Genomic DNA, 20,413 nt, shown 5'->3' with positions numbered 1-20,413 from the left:
TTCCCCGATTCCCCCGGCAGGAGCCACTCTCGGGGATCAGTTTTCCCCATGCGCAGTCACCATCTCAAGGCCGCGCCCAAGGACGGGCGTCCGGGCTTCCCGCACTGTGTCATGTGACGCTCCCGGGACCCGCGAAATGTCAGTGTTCGAACGTATGATCGAACCATGGCGAACGTTGCGACGCACCCCGAGACCACGCTGTCCACCGCCGAGATCGCCGCCCTCGCGCTGTCCCTCGCGCACCTGGGCACCGGCCCCCAGGCCACCACCGCGCGCCGCGCCCTGCGCGCCCTCGTCGGCGACGGCGCCCACGACGACGTGGTCGCCGCCACCCTGGCCACCCTCACCGAGCCCCTCGACGCCTCCACCGCCGACCGCGCGCGCGTCGTCGCCGCGGCCATCACCGAGCACCGCGTCGTCCGCCTCTGCTACGGCGACGCGGGCGCCAACGTCACGATCCGCGAGGTCGAGCCCGTGACCTGCCTGGTCCACCGCGACCACTGGTACCTCGTCGGCTGGTGCCGGATGCGGCGCGGCGTCCGCGCCTTCCGCTTCGACCGCGTCCTCGCCGTCGAGGCCACCGGCCTGCGCGCCCGCCCCCGCCGCGCCGACCGCTACCTCCCCTTCCAGCGCCGCCTCACCGCCGCCTGACGGGCCCGTCCGGTGCACGGCCGCCGAAGGGCCGTGCGAGCCGGCGCGCGATCACGTGATCTGACCGGCGGGGCGACGCCGAGGGCGAGCCCCACCGGTCAGGTCGCGAAGCGATGCCGCACGCGCCGAAGGGACGTGGGCGGGGCTCGGTCAGCTGAGCCAGCCGTCGAGGAGGGTGCCCGTCTCGTGGGGGGCGTCGACGTAGAGCATGTGGCCCGACTCGATCTGGGAGAGCGTCAGCCGGGGGCCGAGCGCGGTGCGGCAGTCGACGACGAACTCGGGCCGCACCAGGTCGGCGCCGGTCGCGATCACCAGGTGTGTGGAGATGTCCGGGGGCGGCGGCAGGTGCGGCCTCGCCATCTCCGACTGCGCGGTCACGATCGCGGCGGGCTCGTACCGCCAGCGGGTTCGCCCGTCCTCGTCGTGTTCGAGGTGGGTGGTCACCTCGTCGTCGAGCATCCGCTCCGACGCCTCGGGCCACCGCGCCGCCAGCGACTCCCGCGCCTCCGCCGCGTCGGCGAACCACCGCGTGCCCAGGTAGGCCCGCGCCTCCTCCCACGCCGCGGCGGGGTCGAGCCCGATCGCCGGGTCCAGGAGGACGAGCCCGCCGACCCGGCTCGGCGCCGTCCGCGCCAGGTGCACGGCGATCATCCCGCCGTAGGAGTGCCCGACCAGGTCGGCGCGCCCGACGCCCTCGGCGTCCATGACCGCGAGGACGTCCGCGACGTGCCGCTCCACCGTCCAGGGCGGCTCGTGCGGCGACCGCCCGTGCCCGCGCAGGTCGGGCGCCAGGACGAAGCGGTCGGCGAGGTAGGTCTCGGCCGTGTGCCGCCACCGCGCCCCGTGCCCGGTGATCCCGTGCAGGGCGACCACCGGCGCCCCCGAGGGGTCGCCGTACCGGTGAACATGCAGCGCCGCGTCCGTCATGGTCGAAGCGTAAGGGCCATCGGAACCCTTGGGGGGTGTCTTTGCCGGGTCGGATCCGGCCGATCTCCGCCACGCCCCGCCCGTGGCGCGGACCCGCCTCAGGGGCGCTCCCAGCGGACGGAGCTGAGCGCCAGCAGGGCCACGTGGAGCGAGACGCAGGACTCCACGTCGTCCAGGTCGGCGTCCAGGACGCGTTCGATGCGGTGCAGGCGCTCGTAGAAGGCCGGGCGGGACAGGTGCGCGAGCTGGGCGGCGACGGCCTTGTTGCGGCCGGAGTCGAGGTAGAGCTCCAGGATGCGGGTGAGGTCGCTGCCGCGCTGGGCGTCGTAGGTCAGCAGCGGGCCGAGTTCGCGTTCGACGAAGGTCTGGACGCGGGCGTCGTCGCGCAGCAGGTGCAGGAGGCCGCGCAGGCGCAGGTCGGGCAGGCGGTAGAACAGGCGGCCGCCCGAGCCCCGGGACGCGACGTCGGCGACCTGCTCGGCCTCCATGAAGGAGCGGCGGACGTCGCGGATCGAGTCGACGACCGAGCCCGTCGCCATGACGGTCTCGCCGCCGGACTGCTTGCGGATGCGGGTGGCGACCTCGGTGAGGGCGGTCTCGACGTCGGCGCGGGCGGGCAGGGACGCCAGCACGCCGACGCGGGCGTGCGGGCCGCCCTCGTCCAGGACGCCGACGAGCGCGGCGAGCCGGGCGTCCTTGCAGGCGGCGGCGGCCGCCTCGGCGAGCTGGGCCAGCTCGGCGGCGTGCGGGACGGACGTGCCGGGCCCCCGGTGCCGCAGGACGGCGCCGAGCAGGCGGCGGCCGGCGAGCGGGACGCCGAGCGCGCGGGCGCGGGCGGCGGCCTCCAGCGGGTCGGAGTAGGCGTGCGCGAGGATCCGGGCGATGATCGTCCCGTGCGCCTGGCGCTCGACGCCCTCGGCGTGCCGGTCCAGCAGGCGGCCGAGGGCGAGGGTGGTGGCGGCCCGCTCGACCAGCACGGTCTCGCGGGCGGACGGCGCGGAGCCGAGCACGATGATCAGCCGCCCCCAGTCCTCGCCGCGGGCGCCGACCGTGGTCACGAGCCAGCCGGAGGTCTCGTCGAAGCCCGTGCGCTGCCCGGTGCGGACCGCGCGCGACCGCGTCTCCCAGGCCGACAGCAGGTCGGAGGGGTCGCCGCCGTCGGCGTCGGCGGCCAGCACCTGGTGGGACAGGTTCTCCAGCACGACCGGGTGCCCGGCGAGCGCGGCGACCTGCCGGACGACCTCGTCGGTGGAGGCGCCCTCCACCGAGAGCTGGGTGAAGATCTCGTGGAGCTGCTCGGAGGCCCGCAGCTCGGCGAACTGGTCCTGGAGGATGCGGGCGTGCACGGACTCGGTGATGTCCACGAACGCGGGCTCGTGGGCGAGGACGATCACCGGGAGGCCGTGGTCCTCGGCGGCGGCGACCAGCGCGGGCGGCAGGACGCTGGCGTAGCGGCGGCCCAGCTCGATCATGAGCCCGCTGGCGCCGACCTCGGACAGGTCGCCGATGTAGGCGCGCAGCCGGTCCGGCTCGTCCGGCAGGGCGATCCCGGTGGTGAGCACCAGCTCGCCGCCGTGCAGCAGGTGCGCGATGTCGGTGACCTCGGCGACGTGCACCCAGCGGACCTTGTTGCCGGTCCGGTCGGCGCAGGCGACGACGCGCGGCTTGCCGCGGCGGACCGCGTCGAGCTGGAGGACGTCGTCGAGCGTGGGAAGCATCAACCGCGATGATATCCGCCGAACCCGCCCTCACCGGCGGATTCGCGTGGGGGGCCTCCGGCAGAACGTCAAACCTTGGGGCCGTGTCCTGACACTCTGCGGGTGTCGCGGTGGGGTCCGGCCGACCAGACTGGGGTGCATGTCGGAAAACGTCACGTCAGGACACGCGGAACTGCTCCGGCGCCACAGGGCGGTCATGCCGTCCTGGATGGCGCTCAACTACGCGGATCCCATCGAGATCGCCGGCGGCAAGGGGAACCGCGTGACCGACGCCGAGGGGCGCGGCTACCTGGACTTCTTCACGGGCATCCTCACCAACATGATCGGGTACGACGTGCCCGAGGTGCGCGAGGCGGTGGAGCGGCAGATCGCGACCGGCGTCGTGCACACCTCGACCGCCTACCTGCTGCGCGGGCAGGTCGAGCTGGCCGAGAAGATCGCCCGGCTGTCGGGCATCCCGGACGCGAAGGTGTTCTTCACCAACTCCGGGACCGAGGCGAACGAGACGGCGCTGCTGCTGGCGACCTACGCGCGGCGCACCGACCAGGTCCTCGCGATGCGGCAGAGCTACCACGGGCGCTCGTTCGGCGCGGTCGGGGTGACGGGCAACCGGGCCTGGACGAACATCTCCTACTCGCCGCTGAACGTCCACTTCCTGCACGGCGCCGACCGGAGCCTGCCGCAGTTCGCCGGCATGACCGACGGGGCCTACATCGACGCGTGCGTCCAGGACCTGCGGCACGTGCTCGCCACCGCCACCGGCGGCGACGTCGCGGCGCTGATCGCCGAGCCGATCCAGGGCGTCGGCGGGTTCACGATGGCGCCGGACGGGCTGTTCGCCGCCTACAAGCGGGTGCTGGACGAGCACGGCATCCTGTTCATCTCCGACGAGGTCCAGACCGGATGGGGGCGGACGGGCCAGGGCTTCTGGGGCATCGACAACCACGGCGTGACGCCGGACATGATGACCTTCGCCAAGGGCCTCGGCAACGGGTACGCGGTGGGCGGCGTCGTGGCGCGGGGCGAGCTGATGGACGCCCTGCACGCGGTGGGCCTGTCCACGTTCGGCGGCAACCCGGTGTCGATGGCCGCCGCGAACGCCACCCTCGACTACGTCCTCGACCACGACCTCCAGGCCAACGCCGCCCGCCAGGGCGCCACGATCATCGGCGGGCTGGAGCGTGCCGCCGGCCGGTTCCCCGTGGTCAAGCAGGTGCGCGGCAAGGGGCTGATGTTCGCGGTCGAGCTGGCCGACCCGGCGACCGGCGAGCCGAGCCCGCCGCTGGCCGCCGCGCTGATGGAGGCCGCCCGCGAGCGCGGCCTGCTGGTCGGCAAGGGCGGCCTGTACGGCAACGTGGTGCGCATGGCGCCGCCGCTGACGCTGACCGACGACGAGGCCGCCGAGGGCCTCGGCATTCTGATCGCATCTCTCGAAACCGTGAACGAGGCCGCAACATCGTGACCCAGACAGGCAAGACCGACAGCAAGCACATCACCCACTGGATCGGCGGCAAGCCCTTCGACGGCGTGGCCGAGCGCCGGGGCGACATCTACGAGCCCGCGACCGGACGCGTCGCCGGCACGGTCGACTTCGCGTCCGGCTCCGAGGTGGACGCGGCCGTCGCGGCGGCCAAGGCGGCGTTCCCCGGCTGGCGCGACGCGTCCCTCACCAAGCGGACCCGGGTGCTGTTCCGCTTCCGCGAGCTGCTGACCGAGCACCGCGACGAGATCGCCCGGCTCATCTCCGCCGAGCACGGCAAGGTCGTCTCGGACGCGGCGGGCGAGGTCGCGCGCGGCCTGGAGGTCGTGGAGTTCGCCTGCGGCATCCCGCACCTGCTCAAGGGCGGCTTCTCGGAGAACGTGTCCACGCGGGTGGACGCCTACTCGATCCTCCAGCCGCTCGGCGTCGTCGCCGGGATCACCCCGTTCAACTTCCCGGCCATGGTGCCGATGTGGATGTTCCCCGTGGCGATCGCGTGCGGCAACACCTTCGTGCTGAAGCCCTCGGAGAAGGACCCGTCGGCGTCGGTGCGGATCGCCGAGCTGTGGGCCGAGGCGGGCCTGCCCGAGGGAGTGTTCAACGTCGTGCACGGTGACAAGACCGCCGTGGACGGGCTGCTCGACCACCCGGACGTGCGGGCCGTCAGCTTCGTCGGATCCACCCCCATCGCCCGCTACATCTACGAGACGGCGGCGGGCAACGGCAAGCGGGTGCAGGCGCTCGGCGGCGCCAAGAACCACATGGTGGTGCTGCCGGACGCCGACCTCGACCTGGCCGCCGACGCGGCCGTCTCGGCGGGCTTCGGCTCGGCGGGGGAGCGCTGCATGGCGATCTCCGTGGTCGTCGCCGTCGAGCCCGTCGCCGACGAGCTGCTGGCCAAGGTCCGCGAGCGCGTCGCGAAGCTGAGCATCGGCCCCGGCGACGACCCCGAGTCCGACATGGGCCCGCTGGTCACCGCGCAGCACCGGGACAAGGTCGCCTCCTACCTCGACAGCGGCGTCGCCCAGGGCGCGACGCTGGCGATCGACGGGCGCGGGACGCCGGTGCGCGGCGGAGCCGGCGAGGGGTTCTGGCTCGGGCCGTCCGTCCTCGACCACGTGACCCCCGACATGGACGCCTACAAGGACGAGATCTTCGGGCCCGTCCTGTCGGTCGTGCGGGTCGGCTCCTACGAGGAGGCCATGGAGGTCATCTCCGCCAACCCCTACGGCAACGGCACCGCGATCTTCACCAACGACGGCGGCGCGGCGCGCCGCTTCCAGAACGAGGTGGAGGTCGGGATGGTCGGGATCAACGTCCCGATCCCGGTCCCGATGGCCTACTACTCCTTCGGCGGCTGGAAGGACTCGCTGTTCGGCGACAGCCACGCGCACGGCATGGAGGGCGTCCACTTCTACACGCGGACGAAGGCCGTCACGGCGCGCTGGCTCGACCCGAGTCACGGTGGCGTGAACCTCGGTTTTCCCACCAACGGCTGACGCCCCGCTCGGGCTCCGCGTCGCCGGGGCCCGTCCCCTCGGGATCTGAGGGTTCGTCGTCCCCGGGCCCGGGTCCGGACTCGACCGGCTCCGCGCCGGCGGGCACCGGCTCGGGCCTGCGGGCGCGGAGGGCCGACAGCGCGAGCCCGACCGCCAGGCAGGCGAACGGCATCGGCGGCACCACGTACCGGTAGTCGAAGTCGGCGCTGGCGATCGGGAACAGCAGCAGCGTCGCGGCCGTGCCCCACGCGAGCAGCACCTCCCGGCGCCGCCACCGCGCGGCGGCCAGGCCGACGGCGCCGGCCGCGAACACGGCGCCGAGCGCGGGCCCCGGCAGGAAGATCTTCTCCTGGTAGCCGATCATCCGGTCGGCCTGCGGCTGGACGACGCGGCTCGGCGTGTCGGTGCCGCCGTAGCGCATCGCGTCGGTCAGGACCGTGCCCCCGCCGCCGATGCTCCTCCCGGCGGGGAAGAGCTGCGGCCGGTCGGGGAAGTGGTAGAGGCGCTCGGTGCCGGCGGTGGGGTGCGGGGCGCGGTGCTGCGAGAACGCCATCTGGACGCCGCGTCCGATCGCGTGCAGGTAGTCGCCGGGCTGGGCGAGGATCGCGCGGACGGCGAAGTCGCGCAGCGTCTTGTTGGCCTCCGAGGAGGTCACGCTGTGGAACCGCTCGCGCGGCGGGATGTCGTTGCGCCAGATGAGGTGGCCGGGCGGGTCCTGCTGCGCCTTGGTCGCGGCGTCCAGGCACAGGCCCCGCTCCTCGGGCGGCGGGTCCATCTTCGCGCAGTCGGCGAAGTTCGCCGTCCGCCCCCACAGGTAGAGGCCGTCGGCCGTGGTCAGCCCGTACTCGCCGCGTTCGGAGTGGAACCACATCGCGTACGCGACGAGCGGGACGGCCGCCGCCGCGCCGAACGCGAGCACCGGGGGCAGGTCGGGCCGCGCGCGGGGGAGCAGCCGGGGCAGCAGCCTCGCCGGACGCCCGCGCAGCAGCAGCACGAGCAGGATCACCGGGATCAGCGGGGCGCCCGCCGACCGGACGAGCACCGCGCCGCCGAGCAGCACCCCGGCGGGCAGCGCCGTCCACCAGACGGGCCGGCGCCACAGCAGCAGGGTCAGGCCCGCCATGATGAGGAACGTGAACAGCGCCTCGGACATCAGCAGGTGTTCGAGCTCGATCTGGTACGCGTCGTACAGCACGGGCAGCGCGACGATCGCGGCCGCCCAGGCGGGCAGCCGGGCGCGCACGAGCAGCACGTAGATCATCACCGCGACCGCCAGGCCCATGAGGTGCTGCACCACCACGACCGCCTTCAGGCTGTGCAGCGGCTCCATGAGGTTCAACATGAACGAGTAGCCGAGCGTCTTGCTGCGGGACGGCGACGGGCGCAGCGCGTAGCCCATGTAGAAGTAGGAGTCGCCGGTGAACCAGAGCCCCTGCGGATAGGCGCGGACGGCGGTCCAGCGCAGGAGCGCGCCTCCGATCAGCGCCACCGCGAACGGTCCATGGCGAAGATACGGACGAAACGCCCAGATTGCAGTAAAGGCCGCGATAAGCCGTGGGGGCACGCCCGCTCCGCCTCGATGGTCCTCGGTCACAAACGATCAGCAGCGAGCCAGGGTAGACGTGCACCGTGACACCCTGGTGAACGCCGGGTTGCGGCCCGTGAGCCGTGGTGGGCCCACCGTGAGAAGCGCCAGGTCCGACGTATGTTGCTTTCGGTGGGCGACCCGATTCCGTCGCCAATTTTCGTCCACCGGCCCCCGGCAAATAATAGCTACTACTATTGACTGGCCCTGTGACCGGCGACACAATCTCACTAACACCATTAATTCAGACGAATTAAAAGGTCAGGGCCCTGAGTCAGGGCCGTGGCCGAGGGGTCCGCCAGGGAGTGCGCGCTATGAGTGCCGACGACCATGCCGCAGAGGTCGACGCGCTGGGGCGGCGCTTCCCGGGCTGGACCATCTGGTTCGGCCCGTTCACCCGTCGGTGGTGGGCGCTGCCCCCGCGCGGCGCGGGCTCGGGCGAGTTCCTTGAGGCCGAGACGCCGCAGCGGCTCATCGCATGGATCGAGGTGGTCCAGGACAAACCCGCAGACGACGGCCCATGGCCGTCCCGCGACCCCCGGCAGGACGCGCGCCGTCCCTCGAATCTCCTCCGTCTCGAGGGCGTCACACCGTCGCCGTCCCGCCGGGTTCCGGTGATCGCGTGGCCGGGCAGCACCGCGAAGTGATCCGCTGTTCCCCAACCTCGCCACGCCCACCGGAGCCGCCAGGGCCCCGGGCAGGGCAGTAGACGCGCCACATCCCTCTCCAGCAACCTCCGTGTGTGGCGCGGTCGCCAGCACCCACCTGCCCCCCGGGGCCGTGGCGTTTCTCGTGTTAACCGCAGCCCGAAAATAAAACAGCGAACACAATTACCCGGTCGAGCCCGCCAGTAATGCCCCACCCCGAAAAGGGCTCGGCCGAAAAGGCGCCGTCAACGTCGCCGCCGAGCGCACTCGCTCCGGCTCCGGGCCGCCTCGCCGGGCGGGAGGCGCTACGCTGCGCCGACGGGCCGGATCACGAGGGGGACGGTCCGCGGAACGGATCGGGAGCGACATGACGGCCACGAGGCGGGCCAAGGCGATCACGGCGCTTGCGGTGGCGGCGGTGCTCGCCGTCGCGACCCTGCTGTCGTGCGGCTCGGGCGACGAGCCGGTCGGCAGCGTCCAGGTCGCCAGCACGCTCGGCCCCGGCGAGGGCACGCTCAAGCTCGTCACCCTCCCCGGCTCCGTCGAGGGCGGCAGCAGCGACCCCCGCGTCAACTGGGTCACCCCCTTCCAGAAGCGCACCGGCTGCAAGGTCGACTGGAACGTCGTCAAGACGCCCCGCGAGATGACCGCCCTCATGCGCGACAGGCGCCACCGCTACGACGGCGTCGCCGCGCCCCCCGAGGTCGCCGGCCAGCTCATCGCCGAGGGCCAGGCCACCCCGGTCAACACCAACCTCGTGGACGGCTACAAGAAGCTGGAGCCGCGCCTGCGCGCCCTGCTCAAGCGCGACGGCAAGTACTACGGCGTCCCCTACGTGTGGGGCTCCAACCTGCTCATGTACGACACGCGCACCGTGGAGACGCCGTCGAGTTGGGCGGCGCTGTTCGACCCCGGGCAGGCCCGCCGCCACTCCGGCAGGCTGGTCGTCCGCGACAGCCCGCTCTCGATCGCCGAGGCCGCCCTGTACCTGCGGGCCAGGGACCGCAAGCTCAAGATCTCCGACCCGTACTCGCTGACCCCGAAGCAGCTCGACGCCGTCGCGAAGGTCCTGGCCCTCCAGCGCCCGCACGTGAAGACCTACTGGGACCTGCCCGCCGACGCCGTCAGCGCGTTCGCCGGGGGAGAGGCCGTCCTGGGCGAGGCGTGGCCCTACCAGGTGGACGTCCTGACCCGCGCGTCCAAGCCGGTCGAGGGCGTCGTCCCGTCCGAGGGCGTCACCGGCTGGATGGACGCCTGGATGATCGGCGCGCGCGTCCAGCACCCCAACTGCATGTACCAGTGGCTCCAGTGGACGGCGTCCCCCGACGTCCAGCAGCAGGTGGCCGAGTGGACCGGCGTGGCCCCCGCCAACCCGCAGGCGTGCGCGGGCGACCGCCTGAAGCCCGGTTTCTGCAACGCCTACCACGTGGGCGACCGCGCCTACCTGGACAAGGTCATCTTCGCCCACACCCCCACCAAGCTCTGCACCGGCCGCCAGAAGGGCAAGCACGAGTGCACCGACTACGCCGACTGGACCAGAAAATGGATCGAGTCCACGAAGCAGTAGCCCCCAAAGATCGCAAAGCGATGTGCACGGACCCCGACCAACGCCTCAGCCACCGCACCGAGCGCGGGAACGTCCGTAACCAGAGGTAGCGCCGACCGAAAGGTTGCGATCGCGTCCGAAGGCAAGTTCGAGCCTGCGAGAACTTGATCGCGAAGCGAGCCGCCAGGCGAGCCGAAGCGATGCCAGCGATCGTCCTTTTGTCCGCCGAAGGGAGGCGCGCCAGCGCCGACCGCCAAGGACAAAAAATTAAATGGAGCGCGCCCGGCCGCCCCCAGCCGGGCGCGCTCCTGGGGTGGTCCCGGGCTTCCCCCCGAAGGCCCGGGTCACCCTTCTCCCTGGAGAGATCTCCACGGCGACGGCGTCGTGGCGCGTCGCCGGTGTCGCGGCCGGTTCCCGTGGGCCCCGCGGGCGGGGTGCCGGCGGGGCGGGTGCGCAGTCGTCGCACGCGAACACCCCGGTGGAGTCCGGCAGGCGGCCGACGCGGACGCGCGGCCGGGGCCATCTCTTGCGGCAGGCGACGCAGGCCTCGCCCGCGCGCTGGGCGGTGCTCAGCGCGGCGGGGTCCACCGTCGGTTCGCCCGTCTGGCCCATGTACCCATCCCCCTGGCGGGAAGTCGACTCACGTAGCTCCCTTTATAGGCGCGAGACCTTGTTGTCCCTGTTAGTGCAGGTGAAAGGGGCGGCAAAGGCTTTCGTGTCGGGGCCCGGACGGTGATCGTCGGGGGCTATGCGGTCGAGAGGTGAACGCGGGGGCGGGGATGGATGACAATGGGCTGGTGATGTCTTCCTCTGACGCCGTCCGCGAGATCGTCGTGCTCGGCTCCACAGGCTCGATCGGCACCCAGGCGCTGGATGTGATCCGGCGCAACCCGGGGCGGTTCCGGGTGACGGGTCTCGCGGCGGGCGGCGGCCGGGTGGGGCTGCTGGCGGAGCAGGCGCTGGAGTTCCGCGCGGAGATCGTCGCGGTGGCGAAGGCGTCGGCGGCGCAGGAGCTTCAGCTGGCGTTCTACGCCGAGGCGAAGCGGCGCGGGTACGCGGCGGGCGACTACGCGATCCCGAAGATCGTGGCGGGTCCGGACGCGGTGGCGGAGGTGGCGGCGTGGCCGTGCGACGTCGTCCTGAACGGGGTGACGGGCGCGCTGGGCCTGGCGTCGACGCTGGCGGCGCTGGACGCGGGCCGGACGCTCGCGCTGGCCAACAAGGAGTCGCTGATCATGGGCGGCCCGCTGGTGAAGGGGCGGGCGCGGCCGGGGCAGATCGTGCCGGTGGACTCCGAGCACTCGGCGCTGGCGCAGTGCCTGCGCGGCGGTCGCGCGGCCGAGGTGCGGCGGCTGGTGCTGACGGCGAGCGGCGGGCCGTTCCGGGGCCGGGCGCGCGAGGAGCTGACGGAGGTGACGGTCGAGCAGGCGCTGAACCACCCGACGTGGGACATGGGCCCGGTCGTCACGATCAACTCCGCGACGCTCGTGAACAAGGGCCTGGAGGTCATCGAGGCGCACCTGCTGTTCGACGTGCCGATGGACCGGATCGAGGTGATGGTCCACCCGCAGTCGGTGATCCACTCGATGGTGGAGTTCACCGACGGCTCGACGCTGGCGCAGGCGAGCCCGCCCGACATGCGGCTGCCGATCGCGCTCGGGATCAACTGGCCCGACCGGGTCGCGGACGCGGCGGCGGCGGTCGACTGGACGGCGCCGCACACCTGGGAGGTCTTCCCCCTCGACGACGAGGCGTTCCCGGCGGTGGCGCTGGCGCGGCGGGCGGGTGAGGCGGGCGGCACGGCCCCGGCCGTCTACAACGCCGCGAACGAGGAGTGCGTGGAGGCGTTCCGCGCGGGGCGGCTGCCGTTCCTCGGCATCGTCGACACGGTCACGCGGGTGGTGGAGGAGCACGAGGGGAGCGTGCGGGGCGGCGGGCGCCGGGACGGCGAGGACCGGATAGACGGGCTCGGTTCGGGCATGCCTGCGGAACTGACGCTGGACGACGTCCTCGCCGCCGACGGGTGGGCGCGCGCCAGGGCCAGGGAACTGACCGGACAGGACTGACGGCCCCGGGCCCGCCCGGGGCCGGCCCCGGGGCCCCGCCCCGGAACCCCCTGGGGGCTCGGATGGCCTTTCTCCTCGGCGCCGCGGCCTTCGTCGTCGCGCTGCTGGTGTCGGTGATGCTGCACGAGGGCGGGCACCTGCTGACCGCCAAGCGGTTCGGGATGAAGGCGACGGAGTACTTCGTCGGGTTCGGCCCGACGCTGTGGTCGACGCGGCGGGGCGAGACGGAGTACGGCGTGAAGGCGATCCCGCTGGGCGGGTTCGTGAAGATCGTCGGCTACACGCCGCTGGAGGAGGTCCCGGCGGCGGACCGGGAGCGCGCGTTCTACCGGCAGCCCGCCGGGCGCCGGGCGGTCGTGATCGGCGCCGGGGTCGTCGTCAACCTCGTGTTCGCGTTCGTGCTGCTCGCGGCGATGGCGCTGACGGTCGGCGTCCGCGACCCGGGGACGGCGACCTCGACGGTCGACGAGGTCTCCTCCTGCGTGCCCGAGCGGATCCAGGACGGCTGCGGCCGGAACGCGCCGCCCTCCCCGGCGGCGACGGCGGGGCTGCGCGCCGGGGACCGCGTCGTCTCCTTCGGCGGCGTCCGCGTCGCCGACTGGGCGGAGCTGCGCGAGGCGATCGGCGACGCGGAGCCGGGACGGACGGTGCCGGTGGTCGTCGAGCGGCCTGGGACGCCGCGTCCGCTGACGCTGCCGATGCGCCTGGCGGACGTGGGCGGCCGACCGTTCGTCGGGATGTCCGCCCGGGTCGTCGGCCGGCGTTATGACCGCAGGGGCCCGCTGGGGGCCGTGGGGTTCGCGGCGCGCGGCGTCGGGACGACGGTCGCCGGGATCGGGACGGTGCTGGTGGACCTGCCCTCCGCCGTCCCGAAGCTGTTCACGCCCGAGCGGGAGAGCACGCCGGGCGGACAGGTGGGCAGCGTGGTCGGCGCGACGGAGGTGTCGGGCGAGATCTTCTCCTCGGAGAGCAGCGCGCGGGACAAGCTCGCGCTGTATCTGTCGCTCGTCGTCTCGGTGAACATCTTCCTGGGGGCGCTCAACGTCCTGCCCCTGCTCCCCCTGGACGGGGGCCACCTCGCCGTCGTCGCCTACGAGCGGGCCCGCGCCCGCGTCGCCCGCGCGCGGGGGCGCCCGGACCCCGGCACGGTCGATATGACGAAACTCATGCCCATCACCTATCTGGCGCTCCTCGTGCTGGTGGGGCTGGGGGTGCTGCTGATCCTCGCCGACCTCCTCAATCCGCTCCGGATACCGCAATGACCCCAAAGGTTTACCATCCGTAGTTGAATGGTCACATACCTTTGTACCGACCGCCGTCACCGCATTGGTCCAGGGCACCTAGGCTTGTACGGGTCTGGCGTCTCCGGGCGGGTTGAGGCGAGGCAGAGGAGAGGGATGAGCGTTTCACTGGGAATTCCGACGATCCGCGGCGAGGACGACGGGCAGGGGGAGCAGGGGGCGCCGCGCCCGCTCGCGCCGCGCCGCGCCTCCCGCAAGATCATGGTCGGGAGCGTGCCGGTGGGCGGGGACGCGCCGGTGTCGGTGCAGTCGATGACCACGACGCTCACCGCCGACGTGAACTCCACGCTCCAGCAGATCGCGGAGCTGACCGCGTCCGGCTGCCAGATCGTGCGCGTGGCCGTCCCCTCGCAGGACGACGCCGACGCGCTGCCCGCGATCGCGCGCAAGTCCCCGATCCCGGTGATCGCCGACATCCACTTCCAGCCCAAGTACGTGTTCGCCGCGATCGACGCGGGGTGCGCCGCCGTCCGGGTGAACCCCGGCAACATCAAGAGGTTCGACGACAAGGTCGGCGAGATCGCGCGCGCCGCCGGGGACGCGGGCGTCCCGATCCGGATCGGCGTGAACGCGGGCTCGCTCGACAAGCGGCTGCTGGAGAAGTACGGCAAGGCCACGCCCGAGGCGCTGGTGGAGTCGGCGCTGTGGGAGTGCTCGCTGTTCGAGGAGCACGGCTTCCGCGACATCAAGATCTCGGTGAAGCACAACGACCCGGTCGTGATGATCGAGGCGTACCGGCGGCTCGCCGCCGCCTGCGACTACCCGCTGCACCTCGGCGTGACCGAGGCCGGCCCGGCCTTCCAGGGCACGATCAAGTCCGCGGTGGCCTTCGGCGCGCTGCTGGCCGAGGGGATCGGCGACACGATCCGGGTGTCGCTGTCGGCGCCGCCGGTCGAGGAGGTCAAGGTCGGCACGGCGATCCTGGAGTCGCTGGGGCTGCGCCAGCGGGGTCTGGAGATCGTGTCCTGCCCGTCGTGCGGGCGCGCGCAGGTCGACGTCTACACCCTCGCCGAGGAGGTCACCGCCGGGCTGAAGGACTTCCCCGTGCCGCTGCGCGTCGCGGTGATGGGCTGCGTGGTGAACGGCCCGGGCGAGGCCCGCGAGGCCGACCTCGGCGTGGCCTCCGGCAACGGCAAGGGGCAGATCTTCGTGAAGGGCGAGGTCGTGAAGACCGTGCCCGAGTCGCAGATCGTCGAGACGCTCATCGAGGAGGCCGTGCGCATCGCCGAGGAGATGGGCATCGAGATCGGCGAGGACGGCTCGGTCTCCGGCCCCGGCGCCGACGTCATCGTGACCTGAGCCCCGCGGTCCCGCACCGCTCAGAAGGAAGGCCCCCGGGTGGAGGACCCGGGGGCCTTCCTCACGTTGCGCGTGCGCCCGGAACCGGAACGTTCTTTATGATCACGAAGTTCCGTGGATCTCGTCACGATTCCGCATCCACTCGTCAGGGGCTCTGTCGGCGCGCTCGCGCAGGACGCCACAATCTTCACTCATTTACCCGTATGTCTGACTCAACTGGAGTCAGCACGTTTAGGGGGATATGTGAAGAGGATCGTTGTCGTGGCCGCGGTGGCCGGGCTCGGTCTCACCGGCCTCGGCGCCACAAGCGCGCAGGCCCAGGGCCCGTCCGCCGGATCGGCGGGAGCGTTCAAACCCGCCGCGCCGAAGTGGCACGCCTGTCCCGCGGACTTCGTCAAGCAGGTGCACGACCTTTACGACGTGCTGTACCCGGTCTCCAAGATCGTGCAGTGCGCCGAGCTCCGGGTCCCGCTCGACTACGCCAAGCCCCGCGGCAAGCAGATCACCCTGCAGCTCACCCGCACCCCCCACACCGGCAAGGGCGCGGCCAAGGGCGACATCGTCGTCAACCCGGGCGGACCCGGCGGCGGCGGCGCGCTCTTCGGGCCCCGCGTGTTCGCGCAGAACTCCGCCCCGATGCGCGAGGCGTTCAACGTCATCGGCTTCGACCCGCGCGGCGTCGGCAGGAGCGTCCCGGCGCTCAGCTGCGACCCGAACTACACCAACGCGCCCCGTCCGGACTACGGCACCGGCGACGGCAAGTCCGTCGCCACGTGGCTGAAGAAGGCCAAGGGCTACGCGGACGCCTGCGGGAAGTCCGACAAGATCGGCCTGCTCGACCACATCAAGACCATCGACTCGGTCAACGACGTGGAGTCGATCCGCAAGGCGGTCGGCAGCAAGAAGCTCGACTACTACGGCGCCTCCTACGGCACCTACCTCGGCTCGACCTACGCCACGGTGTACCCGAAGAACGTCGGGCGCATGGTGCTGGACGGCAACGTCGGCCCCTCCGACGTCTGGTACGACGCGAACCTCAACCAGGACATCGCGTTCGACAAGAACATGGAGTACTACTTCGGCTGGCTCGCCAAGTACGACTCCGTGTACCACCTGGGCGCCAAGCAGAAGCAGGTCCGCGACTTCTTCTACGGGCTGCGCGCCAAGCTGAAGAAGCAGGCCGTCTACTACAAGGACCCCGACAGCGGCCAGACCCTCGCCGTCGGACCGGACGAGCTGACCGACGTCCTGCAGAACGCCGCCTACCGCCGCAACCAGGCGCTGTGGCACGGCTACGGCAACGCCCTCTCGGCGCTCACGAAGGGCGACGTCGCCACGTTCGCGCTCACCTTCGGCGCCCAGACCACCGGCGGCGCCGACGACAACAGCTACGCCGTCTACGACGCGGTGCAGTGCACCGACGTCCAGTGGCCGCTGAGCTGGCGCAAGTGGCAGCGCGACAACGAGAAGATCAACAAGAAGCACCCGTTCCTCACCTGGGGCAACGCCTGGTACAACGCGCCGTGCCTGTTCTGGCCCGCCAAGGCCGGCAAGCCGGTCAACGTGGGGCACACCAAGGACCTGCCGAAGAACATCCTCCTGTTCCAGTCGACCGACGACGCGGCGACCCCCTACGAGGGCGCGCTGGAGCTGCACCGCCGGCTCAAGGGCTCGCACCTCGTCGTCCAGGACGGCGACCGCACGCACTGCATCGTGCACCGCGGCTCGGCGGCGGTGGACGCCTACTTCGACGCCTACTTCCTGACGGGCGCCCTGCCCGCGAAGTCGACGGTCCACGTCCCGCAGCTCGGCGACCCGAAGCCGCCGTCCGGCGCCTCGGCCAAGACGCTGTCGGGTGCGGGGACGCTGACGAACGACGTCATCCGCTGACGCCGGGCGTTCGCTGACACACCACCATGACGAGGGCCCCGGGGAGCGATCCCCGGGGCCCTTTCGCTTCGCGTCCGGCGCGTCCGGCGCGGGCCGACTCCGGGCGGCGACATTCGGCCCACGGGAAGTGGGCAAACGAGAATCCGTGTCACGGAGTTCCGCTTGTCTTGTCACGATTTGGCATCCACTCAGAATGGCCCCTCCCGGCATAACCGACGTAACCGCCACAATTTCCACGCAATCCACGCATCGGCTATGCATCGGCGTGCCTCCCCCGGCCTCCCGCCGGCCCGCGGAGCCGCCGGTCCCGAGGGGGTTAGGTGAACAGGATCGTGATCGTCGCGGCCGCGGTGGCCGTGGCAGCGGGCGGCGGCGCCGCCGTCTCCGCGAGCGCGTCCGCGGACGCGCGGGGGCCCGCGAGCCCCGTCGCGGCGGCGGGCATCGCCTGGGGCAAGTGCGAGGTCACCGGACCCGACGACCCGATGAACAAGGCCGAGTGCGCGCAGGTCCCGGTGCCGCTGGACCACCGCAAGCCGAACGGCCGCAAGATCTCCATCGCGGTGTCGCGGTTCAAGCACACCGACACCAAGAACTACCAGGGCGCCCTGTTCGTGAACCCGGGCGGCCCCGGCGCCGGCGGCCTCGCCTACGCGCCCGCGCTCGCCCGCTGGCTGGGCGGCGTCGGCCACGCCGCGACCGCCGCGAAGTACGACATCATCGGCTTCGACCCGCGCGGCGTCGGCGCCAGCAAGCCCGCGCTGAGCTGCGACCCGCACTACTCCGACCCGATCCGCCCCGACTACGTCCCGGGATCGGGCAAGGAGGAGCGGGCCTGGATCGCCAAGTCCAAGAAGTACGCGCAGGACTGCGCCAAGCGCTACGGCTGGCTGCTGCCCCACATGCGCAGCACCGACGCCGCCCGCGACGTCGACACGATCCGCGCCGCGCTCGGCCAGCGGAAGATCAGCTGGTACGGCTTCTCCTACGGCACCTACTTCGGCGCCACCTACGCCACCCTGTTCCCGGGCCGCGTCCACCGCATGGTGCTGGACGGCAACGTCAACCCGAAGACGATCTGGTACGACTCCCAGCTCGAACAGGACCGGGCCTTCGAGCACAACATCAAGGCGTGGTGGGCCTGGACCGCCAAGTACGACAAGGTCTACCACCTCGGCACGACCGAGAAGGCCGTCGAGGCGCGGTACTACAAGGCGCGGGCCGAGGCGAAGAAGGCCCCGATCGGCGGCAGGATCGGGCCTGACGAGCTGGACGACATCGTGCTGAGCGCCGGGTACAACACCGGCTACTACATCCCGTTCGCGGAGGCGCTGTCCCGGTGGGTCAACGGCAGGGACGCCTCCGGCCTGCTCGACTGGCTGAGCGAGGGCGGTGACGACAACGAGTTCGCCGTCTACAACGCCGTCCAGGCCGCGGACGCCAAGTGGCCGCGGAACTGGAGCAAGTGGCACGACGACGCCGCGCGCCTCTACAAGCAGGGCTACCGGTTCAACACCTGGAGCAACGTCTGGTTCAACGCCCCGGTCGCGTTCTGGCCGTTCCAGGGCGGCCCGGCGCTCAGGCTGAACGGCAGGAACGCGCCCGGCATGCTGCTCGTCCAGTCCACGGAGGACGCCGCGACCCCCGTCGCGGGCGGCCTGGAGATGCACAAGGTGTTCCCGCGCTCGCGCCTGGTCTTCGAGGTCGGCGGCAAGACCCACGCCAACACCCTCAACGGCAACGCGTGCCTGGACGACAAGGTCGCGGCCTACCTCGACACCGGATGGCTGCCGGGCAGCCGCCGCGGCGCGGACGCCTACTGCAAGGCCGTCCCCGCGATGAACGACCCCGACCCGACGTCGCTGTCGGCGAAGTCCGCCCGCGCGAAGGCGGGCAAGGACCTCCCGGTCGGCCGCCCGTAGCCGTCCGCTGAACGCTCGCGGCGCGCTTCCCCTGGACGGGGAGCGCGCCGCGACTTGTTGGGAGAGGTCCGCTTCACGGTGGAATCGCGCGATCCGGATGTTCACCGCTTCCGGACGCGCGGCCGGTAGAAAGCGAAGGTGCTGAACGTCCCTGGCAAGAGGGCCGCCGCCGCGACGGCCGCCGCAGCAGTCACGCTCGGGCTCGCCACCGCGGCCGCCCTCGGCGCCCCCGCCACCGCCGGGCGGGCCGCCTACGCCGGGACGGGCGGCCCCGGGCCCGCGCCGCGTCCGATCACGCACGCCGACCCCGACCCGGCGCCGCGTCCCGCCGGGCTCGCGTGGGCCTCGTGCCCCGCCAAGGACCCGGTGGAGAAGGGCCGCCTCAAGGGCCTTCAGTGCGCGACGCTCGGCGTCCCCCTCGACCACGGCCGTCCGGACGGGCCGCAGATCACGCTCGCGCTCACCCGCGCCCGCCACACCGGCGCCGCGTCCAGGGGCGCGATCCTGCTGAACCGGGGCGGGCCCGGCGCGCACGGGCGCGACCTCGCCGCCGTGTTCGGCGCGGGGCTGCCGAAGAAGGTCGCGCGGTCCTACGACTGGATCGGGTTCGACCCGCGTGGCGTCGGCGCGAGCAGGCCCGCGCTGGTGTGCGACGAGCGCTACCAGGACCCCGGCCACCCGCGCGCCGACCCCGTCCCCGCGGACGAGCGGGAGGAGCGGGCCTGGACGGTCCGCGCCAGGGCCTACGCCGACGACTGCGCGCGCAAGTACCGCGACCTCCTCCCGCACATGGGCACCGCCGACGCCGCGCGCGACATCGACGCGATCCGGCAGGCCCTCGGGGAGCGGCGGATCGGCTTCTTCGGCTACTCCTACGGCAGCTACCTCGGCGCGGTCTACGCGACGATGTTCCCCCAGCGGGTCGGGCCGATGGTGCTCGACAGCGTCGTCCGCCCGAGCGGGGTCTGGTACCAGGACAACCTCGACCAGAACGTGGCGTTCGAGAAGCGGATCAAGACCTACTTCGGCTGGATCGCCCGCCACCACGAGGTCTACCGGCTCGGCGGCACGGCCGCGCGGGTGGCCGCCGCCTACGCGCGGGTCCGCGCGGCGGTCAGGGCGAAGCCCATCGAGGGGAGGGTCGGCGCGTCCGAACTGGACGACACCTTCCTCGCCGACGGCTACGGCGACTACTCCTGGGCCGCGCACGCCGCCGCGCTGTCGGCCTACGCCGTCCGGCACGACCCCGCGCCGCTGCGCAAGGCGTGGCAGCCGCCCAGCCCGCTCGACCAGAACAACTACGCGGTCTACAACGCCGTCCAGTGCCGGGACGCGGCGTGGCCGCGCGACTGGAGCCGCTGGCACGCCGACAGCGAGCGGCTGTATCGGGAGGGCTACCGTTTCGAGACGTGGGGCAACACCTGGTACAACGCCCCATGCGCGTTCTGGACGGTGCCGGGCGGGCCGCCGCCCGCGGTGCGCGGGACGGCCGCGCTGCCGCCGATCCTGCTCGTCCAGGGCACCGAGGACGCCGCCACCCCCTACCCGGGCGCGCTGGAGACGCACCGCAGGTTCCCGACGTCCCGGCTGGTGGCGCAGGTGGGCGGCGGCAACCACGGCGTCTCCCTGACCGGCGACAAGTGCGTGGACCGGGCCGTGATCACCTACCTGGACGGCGGCGGGGTGCCCGCCGACCGTCCGGGCCCCGACGTCGAATGCCCGGCGGGACCGCCGCCCGAGCCCACCGCCGCCCCGGCCCCGAAACGCGACAGGGAGCCCGCTGCGAACCGCTGACGCCCCGGCGCGCCGCCGCCCGCGGGAGCCGGTTTCGATGCCCGTCCCCGGGACGTCATAGGCTTGTCACGTGGTGACAGTGCTGACGACC

General features: G+C 72.4%; 14 protein-coding genes. 11 read left to right on the top strand and 3 right to left on the bottom strand.

Annotated features, from left to right (window positions below):
• Window positions 1-165 precede the first annotated feature (165 nt).
• Window positions 166-651, top strand: coding sequence for a helix-turn-helix transcriptional regulator (locus GNZ18_RS35840; protein WP_156221175.1), 486 nt, complete (start codon window positions 166-168; stop codon window positions 649-651).
• A 150-nt stretch (window positions 652-801) separates the two neighbouring features.
• Here GNZ18_RS35840 and GNZ18_RS35835 read toward each other — a convergent pair whose 3' ends face one another.
• Window positions 802-1,578, bottom strand: a complete 777-nt coding sequence (locus GNZ18_RS35835; protein ID WP_156221173.1) for an alpha/beta fold hydrolase — start codon at window positions 1,576-1,578, stop codon at window positions 802-804.
• 98 nt (window positions 1,579-1,676) lie between these two features.
• The gene (locus GNZ18_RS35830) at window positions 1,677-3,296 is read right to left on the bottom strand and encodes a PucR family transcriptional regulator (protein ID WP_156221171.1); all 1,620 of its coding nucleotides are present in this window, start codon (window positions 3,294-3,296) and stop codon (window positions 1,677-1,679) included.
• Window positions 3,297-3,435: 139 nt separating this feature from the next.
• Between GNZ18_RS35830 and GNZ18_RS35825 the strand changes: the two genes are divergently transcribed.
• Together GNZ18_RS35825 and GNZ18_RS35820 are read left to right on the top strand one after the other, a co-directional pair.
• On the top strand, window positions 3,436-4,758 hold the full coding sequence (locus GNZ18_RS35825; protein ID WP_156221170.1) for an aspartate aminotransferase family protein: 1,323 nt from the start codon (window positions 3,436-3,438) through the stop codon (window positions 4,756-4,758).
• Window positions 4,755-6,275 carry a CoA-acylating methylmalonate-semialdehyde dehydrogenase gene (locus GNZ18_RS35820; RefSeq protein WP_312874936.1) on the top strand — a complete coding sequence of 507 codons (1,521 nt, stop codon included), beginning with the start codon at window positions 4,755-4,757 and terminating at the stop codon, window positions 6,273-6,275. The genes GNZ18_RS35825 and GNZ18_RS35820 overlap by 4 nt, the downstream gene beginning before the upstream one ends.
• Here the strand turns inward: GNZ18_RS35820 and GNZ18_RS35815 are convergent.
• On the bottom strand, window positions 6,211-7,764 hold the full coding sequence (locus GNZ18_RS35815; RefSeq protein ID WP_156221167.1) for a glycosyltransferase family protein: 1,554 nt from the start codon (window positions 7,762-7,764) through the stop codon (window positions 6,211-6,213). The two genes, GNZ18_RS35820 and GNZ18_RS35815, sit on opposite strands and share 65 nt — an antisense overlap.
• Before the next feature lie 410 nt (window positions 7,765-8,174).
• Here GNZ18_RS35815 and GNZ18_RS35810 point away from each other — a divergent pair, with 410 nt between their 5' ends.
• From GNZ18_RS35810 to GNZ18_RS35775, 8 genes are all read left to right on the top strand, one after another.
• Window positions 8,175-8,507: a hypothetical protein gene (locus GNZ18_RS35810; RefSeq protein ID WP_156221165.1), complete on the top strand. Its 333-nt coding sequence runs from the start codon at window positions 8,175-8,177 to the stop codon at window positions 8,505-8,507.
• Between the two features lie 367 nt (window positions 8,508-8,874).
• Window positions 8,875-10,074 (top strand): ABC transporter substrate-binding protein, encoded by a 1,200-nt coding sequence (locus GNZ18_RS35805; protein WP_156221162.1) that lies wholly within the window; start codon window positions 8,875-8,877, stop codon window positions 10,072-10,074.
• Between the two features lie 779 nt (window positions 10,075-10,853).
• The gene (dxr, locus tag GNZ18_RS35800; protein WP_156221334.1) at window positions 10,854-12,119 is read left to right on the top strand and encodes a 1-deoxy-D-xylulose-5-phosphate reductoisomerase; all 1,266 of its coding nucleotides are present in this window, start codon (window positions 10,854-10,856) and stop codon (window positions 12,117-12,119) included.
• Between the two features lie 62 nt (window positions 12,120-12,181).
• A complete protein-coding gene (locus tag GNZ18_RS35795; protein ID WP_156221160.1) occupies window positions 12,182-13,381 on the top strand; it encodes a M50 family metallopeptidase in 1,200 nt (399 codons plus the stop codon).
• A 135-nt stretch (window positions 13,382-13,516) separates the two neighbouring features.
• On the top strand, window positions 13,517-14,719 hold the full coding sequence (ispG, locus tag GNZ18_RS35790; protein ID WP_281378229.1) for a flavodoxin-dependent (E)-4-hydroxy-3-methylbut-2-enyl-diphosphate synthase: 1,203 nt from the start codon (window positions 13,517-13,519) through the stop codon (window positions 14,717-14,719).
• Window positions 14,720-14,962: 243 nt separating this feature from the next.
• A complete protein-coding gene (locus GNZ18_RS35785) occupies window positions 14,963-16,609 on the top strand; it encodes an alpha/beta hydrolase (protein ID WP_173390993.1) in 1,647 nt (548 codons plus the stop codon).
• A gap of 320 nt (window positions 16,610-16,929) precedes the next feature.
• Window positions 16,930-18,528: an alpha/beta hydrolase gene (locus GNZ18_RS35780; RefSeq protein ID WP_312874935.1), complete on the top strand. Its 1,599-nt coding sequence runs from the start codon at window positions 16,930-16,932 to the stop codon at window positions 18,526-18,528.
• Window positions 18,529-18,666: 138 nt separating this feature from the next.
• Window positions 18,667-20,322 (top strand): alpha/beta hydrolase, encoded by a 1,656-nt coding sequence (locus GNZ18_RS35775; protein ID WP_312874934.1) that lies wholly within the window; start codon window positions 18,667-18,669, stop codon window positions 20,320-20,322.
• Window positions 20,323-20,413: the final 91 nt, after the last annotated feature.

Origin of the sequence: Actinomadura litoris, assembly GCF_009733595.1 — a bacterium.
GTDB lineage: Bacteria > Actinomycetota > Actinomycetes > Streptosporangiales > Streptosporangiaceae > Spirillospora > Spirillospora litoris.
The sequence above is the reverse complement of the archived record's forward strand: the minus strand, read 5'-3'. Positions and strand labels throughout refer to the sequence as shown.